The organism is Geitlerinema sp. PCC 9228 (genome assembly GCF_001870905.1).
In the GTDB taxonomy this organism is placed as follows: domain Bacteria; phylum Cyanobacteriota; class Cyanobacteriia; order Cyanobacteriales; family PCC-9228; genus PCC-9228.
In genome coordinates this window covers 1-5,534 of sequence record NZ_LNDC01000167.1, presented here as the reverse complement: position 1 = coordinate 5,534, position 5,534 = coordinate 1, and the positions used below count along the sequence as shown (strand labels likewise).

The following is a 5,534-nucleotide window of genomic DNA, read 5'->3' as shown; positions in this document are numbered from 1 at the left end:
CGGAGTCTGCTACGAGACCAAGGCTGGACGAACCGAACGCAATCAACACGAATGTCGATTTTTGTCCAGTGATTGGGTTAGTCTTAAGATTTGTGCTATGCTGGTGTATTGTGCTAAGGTACTTGCATGGCCGAAACAGAAGTCGATGGTTCGGATGAATTCAAGTAGCTTAATTCTGATGGAGCTTGATTGCTATAGCCAGCTTTGGCAAACAACCCCACAACAAAAGTTAGCAATAGGGCAGTAATTAACTTTTCCCACCAATTGGCTTTTTCCATTGCGATCGCCTCCTAGGTATGCGATGGTTTCGTCTTTAGTGGCTGCCGTGGCAAGGAGCGATGGTGGTGCTTTGGGTCCTGCGACCGGTTGACCCACCCAACTCAGACGTGAGGAAATCGGCTGAGTTCCTGGGCGCGGATCGCTTCCCTAGCAGGATACTAGCCAGCTGCCAGTCTCCCCTTATGCTTGTGCCCAGCTACTTACGCACATTTCTATATGCTGTGGCTAGGCTCGGGGAACCGGAAACTCCCATCGGAAAAGCAGTGGGGAAGTTCGGGAATGGCTTGGGAATCGCTGGCGCTAGCATCCTCCCTATCTTCGATTGATTATGCTTGCAAAGCCTCCGCTTTCCTTATGGGAAGGTTTGTCAAGTTAAGATAGGGCCTCCCAGTCTTAACCAAGAAATGCCTAGCTCCAACTTATCCTGACTCCCTCTCATGCAACCACGACCCAAACCGACTGTAAAAACGGTTGCCAGGCAGGTCTCAAAGCATAGATAGTAAAATCTTCCCGCCGAATAGAACTCGATTCGCCGAGCCTATGTTCCAGCCCTTGGCTGGGAAATGGGAGAAGCAGAAACTAGCTTGGCAACCAGCCTGAGCTTTCTCCATACTTTTCCTTGCCCGTTGTCAGTATCGAGAAAAGATCAAACTAGCAGAGATACTGCTTTGTGGAGCCATTTCCGCTATGGTTCGTATCCTGGTCAGCCAAGCACGCACCATCTGTTCTCTAACAGGACCTTTTTTTATAGGCTACTGGCTTCCATTTCCAGGGTAACATTTCTGGTCCCCTGTGTGTAGGGAGCGCGATCGCTTAATTCTAAAGAAATATTAAAGTCCGACCCCGAGTCCGATCGGGGTCAGATCGCCCCAACGTCAGACATCAGAGATGCCCGCTACCTATTTTTTAAGATTCCGGCAAATCGTACTGCCCCACAATCCGTTTGGCAAATGCCGGTACGTGTTGGGAAAGTTTCTCCGGATAATTACGCATTACGTAGAGATAATTGCGCACAAAATGGGAATCAATGGAAAAGCGGGCATATTCCAACCCCTTAGGACCAATTTTGTTAATCGCTATCCCCATCAACCGGGCGGCCCACATGGGCAAAGCGATCCCCTTATCGTAAGCCGGAATGCTTTGCTGTACGGCCTTGTGGCGATCGCCTTTAGAAATCACCGGCTGGGTATGCAACTGGTCTTGCACCACATCCAGCATTTCCTGACCCTTTTGGTTGCGCACCACAATCCACTGCCAACCAAAGGTAGCCCCCATATAGCCAACCACCAAATCTGCCAGGCCGTTCACATAATCAAAACAGCTCAAACAGGAAGGGGCAAACACATCTTTAAGTTTCTTCGTATTCAAACCAAAGAAAGGAACTTTTTCAACGGACCCATCTTCGTGACGAAAATGCACGTTAAAATCTTGCATAAATTCGTAATGAACCACCGTATCTGGAGACTTGCTGGTGGTTTCCAAAAACGTCTGTAATCCTTGCCTAGTAACATTATCCACACAAGGCGTTCCCAGCACGTACAATTTTTCCAAGCCTAAATGCGCTTCCACTTCCCGCAAAGCTTGAATTTGGCACCCCACACCAATAGCCAGAACGCGCTTCATCCCTGACTGTTCCACTTCTTCTAGAATCGACAAATTCGGGGATAACGTGGGTTTGTTCACCCGCGCCGCCAGCACCTCTTCGGGGGTACGCGCTAAAATAGGTTGAGGTTGGAAGCGGTCTTCAGGAGAATTTTGCACGCAGACCACCCCTTCCACTAGCCCTCGTTCCAGCATTTCGCAAGCGATGGTACTGACAATCCCCGTCCATTGAGCGCCAGGCAGGGGTTCTTTTTTACGTGCCATCATCATAGAGTGGTGAACCCCAAAATAGAGTTCGTCGTCATTGTCCAAATTGCGATCGCGGCCGTGGGAGAGGGTTTCCAAACGTTGGAACTGTTGGTTGAGAAACGCACAAGCTTGTTTGACATAGTGAATAAAATGGGTATCGCACAGACCGCATTCGCTGCACAGGTCTTTGGCAGGACGGGGTTTTCCCGGTTTTAACCCTTTTGCTTTTTGATGTTTTTTAGCGGTAGGTTGGGTAGAGGTCATAGAAAATCAATTTGTTATAGCAATCGAGACTTAGTTCTCTATTCTAGCGACTGGTTGTCAATCGCCAACCCTCAAACCGTAGTTGGTTTTTCGGAATCCTGAAAATCCACATCTCCCCTAGCTAAGGCGCGGAAATAAGCCAGTTCCCGGGGTTCCCCCACCACCAACAAGCGATCGCCAGTGGATAGTTGGATTTGTCCTTTCGGATAGTAAAAGGTTTCCTCCCCTTGATACACCCCCATCAGCGTCACGCCGGTATGTTTGCGCAACTCCGCAGCTGCCATGGAACTTCCATTGAGAGCGGACCCCGCATGAATGCCAATCCATTGGCTGTGAAATTCCGGTGCAGTTTCGTTGAGATTTTCTGGCTGTAGCTGGCTGGTACGTTCCGGTCTGACACCGGTGTAGCGGTGGGTACGCAAATCGAGCATCACCGATTGGATTAACGTTTCGCTGCTACCCAACGTCGCTAGCAAGTGGGAACCCATTTCCAAAGCCGCCTCAAACTCCGGTTGCACCACTTCCTGCGCCCCCATTTGACTCAACAGGTCAATTTCGTTGTTTTGATGGGAACGCACCACCACATCCAAATTCGGGACCATTTCTAAAGCTCGTTTGAGCAGCAATCGGGTACTGGCGGGGTCGGGAAGGGCAATGGCGAGGGCTTGAGCGGTTTCCAAATGGACTTTTTCCAAGACCAATTGCGAATCGGCATCGCCGAACACATAAGGAATATTCTGCGATCGCAATTGTTGAATAGCTGCTTCGCTATTTTCCACCACCAAAACGGGCACGCCACGATTGCGCAAAATTTTCACCACAATTTGTCCCACGCGACCGTATCCAGCCACAACCACGTGGTCTTTATACATTTCGGGAACCTCAATATCTTTCGGGGTGCGAAATTGATTTAAATATTGTTGTAACACCGGCACAGTCACCAAAAAATCTGCCAAAAGCGGCGACCATCGCAGCCAAATCGGGGTGAGCACCAAGGTAATGGCTGTGGTTCCCAAAAGCAGAAAATAGGTTTCTTCGCTAATAAAATCTTCTTGCAATCCCACCCGCGCCAAAACAAAGGAAAATTCACCAATTTGGCTGAGTCCGGAACTGGCAATTAACGCAACTTTTAACGAGTAACCAAAATTTAAAATAATGGGAAAAATAATTGTCGATTTTCCCAACATAACCAGCGCCACCAATCCCATAATCAGACCCAAATTCTCCCAAATGACTTGCGGTTCCACCAACATGCCAATAGAGGCAAAAAACAAACTGGCAAAGGTATCCCGCAAAGGCAATATTTTCTCCAAAACCTGTTGGGAATAGTCCAACTCGGCAATGGTTAAACCAGCGACAAATGCCCCCATTTCAATAGAAAGTCCCAAATGGGCCGTTACCAAAGCCACACCCAAACACAAAGCAATGACTGTCAGCAAAAACAGCTCGTTGCTTTCCGTTTTGACAATATTGCGAATTAAAGGAGGCACCAACCAACGACCGGCAGCTAAAGCGGCGGTTAGGAAAATCGTGACTTTTAAAACAGCTGCTACTAAGGAAGAAAAAAGACTTTGCGGTTCCTGCAAAGCCGGCAAAATTGCCAGCATCACCCCCAAACTCAAATCTTGAACGATCAGAATCGCCAGCATAATTTGCCCGTGAACAGTATTGGTTTCCCCCCGTTCGGTGAGAGTTTTTAGCACCACAGCCGTAGAGGAAAGAGATAAAACCGCCCCCAAGAAAATTCCCTGAATCAAACCAGACACCAACCCCAATAAAGTTGTTAATATGGCGACCATGGCGATGGTGAACCCAATTTGAATAAAACTACCTTTCAGGGCAATATCTTTGACACGTTTGAGTTCCGCTAGGGAAAATTCTACACCTAGGGTAAACAACAGAAAGGCAACGCCAATTTCGGCGAGGGATTTAATTTGTTCGACGTCGTTTAACAAGCGAAAGCCAAATGGTCCCACCAATAAGCCGCTTGCTAAATATCCTAAAAGGACAGGTTGTCGCAAGCGATTGGCAATGTAACCGCCGAGGGCGGATGCGCCTAAAACTGTGGTAATATCTAAGATAAAATGAGGTTCGCTGGCCATATTTTTCGATCGTTGAAATAGGTGTTCTAAAAAGGGCAAGCAGTGGGGGAGACTGTCGTTGTCGAAATAAAAAAGTTTTTGGCTGGATGGTGCTATTTTCTACAAAACCATTGACAAATGACAAACAAGCACGGACAAATAATACTAGTACCGCCGAGTGCATAAGGAGAAACGGCTATGGCAGCGATGGAAATTCGTAGCGAGTGGGTGAAGGTTCCCAACGCCGACCTACAAATTGACAGCTATTTAGCCCAACCGACAGCAGAGGGGACCTATCCTGGCATTATCGTGCTGCAGGAAGTCTTTGGGGTCAATGCCCACATTCGGGAAGTAACGGAAAAAATTGCCCGCCAAGGATATGTTGCGATCGCGCCGGCTTTGTACCAACGCACGGCCGGTGGTGGTTTTGAAACCGGATATTCCGATGAAGATTTGGAATTGGGCAGAAAATACAAAAACATGACCAAGGCATCGGAACTTCTCAGGGATATCCAAGCGGCGATCGATTTTCTCAAAGGTCAAAAGAATGTTAAATCAACAGGGTTTGGCTGCATTGGTTTCTGCTTTGGCGGTCACGTGGCCTATTTGGCGGCAACCCTCAACGATATTCAAGCGACGGCTTCTTTCTACGGTGCGGGTCTGGTTAGCATGACCCCAGGTGGCGGCGAACCTACGATCGAGCGTACGCCGGAAATTAATGGGACGGTGTATGCATTCTTTGGTACGGAAGACCCGTTAATTGCTTTGGAAGAAGTAGACCAAGTGGAAGCAGCGTTGCAGAAACATCAGGTTCCCCACAAAGTTTTTCGCTACCAGGGGGCTAGCCACGGCTTTTGCTGCGACCATCGGGAAAGCTACCACGGACCAGCGGCTACCGATGCGTGGAACCATGTTTTTGAAGAACTGTTTCCCCAGTTGAAATAGGGCAGCGAGGGGGGCTGGTTTCTCCCGAGGAGATTGACACTCTCACGAATAGAATTCGTGAGATTCTCGCTTCATTGGGTGTGCCTAGATGGATTAGCTATGCTAGTCCATCCC

Annotated in this window: 4 protein-coding genes; 1 reads left to right on the top strand and 3 read right to left on the bottom strand. The window is 48.5% G+C overall.

Annotation, left to right across the window (positions count from 1 at the left end):
* Positions 1-113 precede the first annotated feature (113 nt).
* From AS151_RS22280 to AS151_RS17505, 3 genes are all read right to left on the bottom strand, one after another.
* Positions 114-278, bottom strand: a complete 165-nt coding sequence (locus AS151_RS22280; RefSeq protein WP_170861443.1) for a hypothetical protein — start codon at positions 276-278, stop codon at positions 114-116.
* Positions 279-1,185: 907 nt separating this feature from the next.
* Positions 1,186-2,394, bottom strand: a complete 1,209-nt coding sequence (locus tag AS151_RS17510) for a Coenzyme F420 hydrogenase/dehydrogenase, beta subunit C-terminal domain (protein WP_071518358.1) — start codon at positions 2,392-2,394, stop codon at positions 1,186-1,188.
* A 71-nt stretch (positions 2,395-2,465) separates the two neighbouring features.
* Positions 2,466-4,496, bottom strand: coding sequence for a cation:proton antiporter (locus tag AS151_RS17505; RefSeq protein ID WP_071518357.1), 2,031 nt, complete (start codon positions 4,494-4,496; stop codon positions 2,466-2,468).
* Positions 4,497-4,673: 177 nt separating this feature from the next.
* Between AS151_RS17505 and AS151_RS17500 the strand changes: the two genes are divergently transcribed.
* Positions 4,674-5,420, top strand: coding sequence for a dienelactone hydrolase family protein (locus AS151_RS17500; protein ID WP_071518356.1), 747 nt, complete (start codon positions 4,674-4,676; stop codon positions 5,418-5,420).
* The last annotated feature ends 114 nt before the right edge of the window (positions 5,421-5,534 follow it).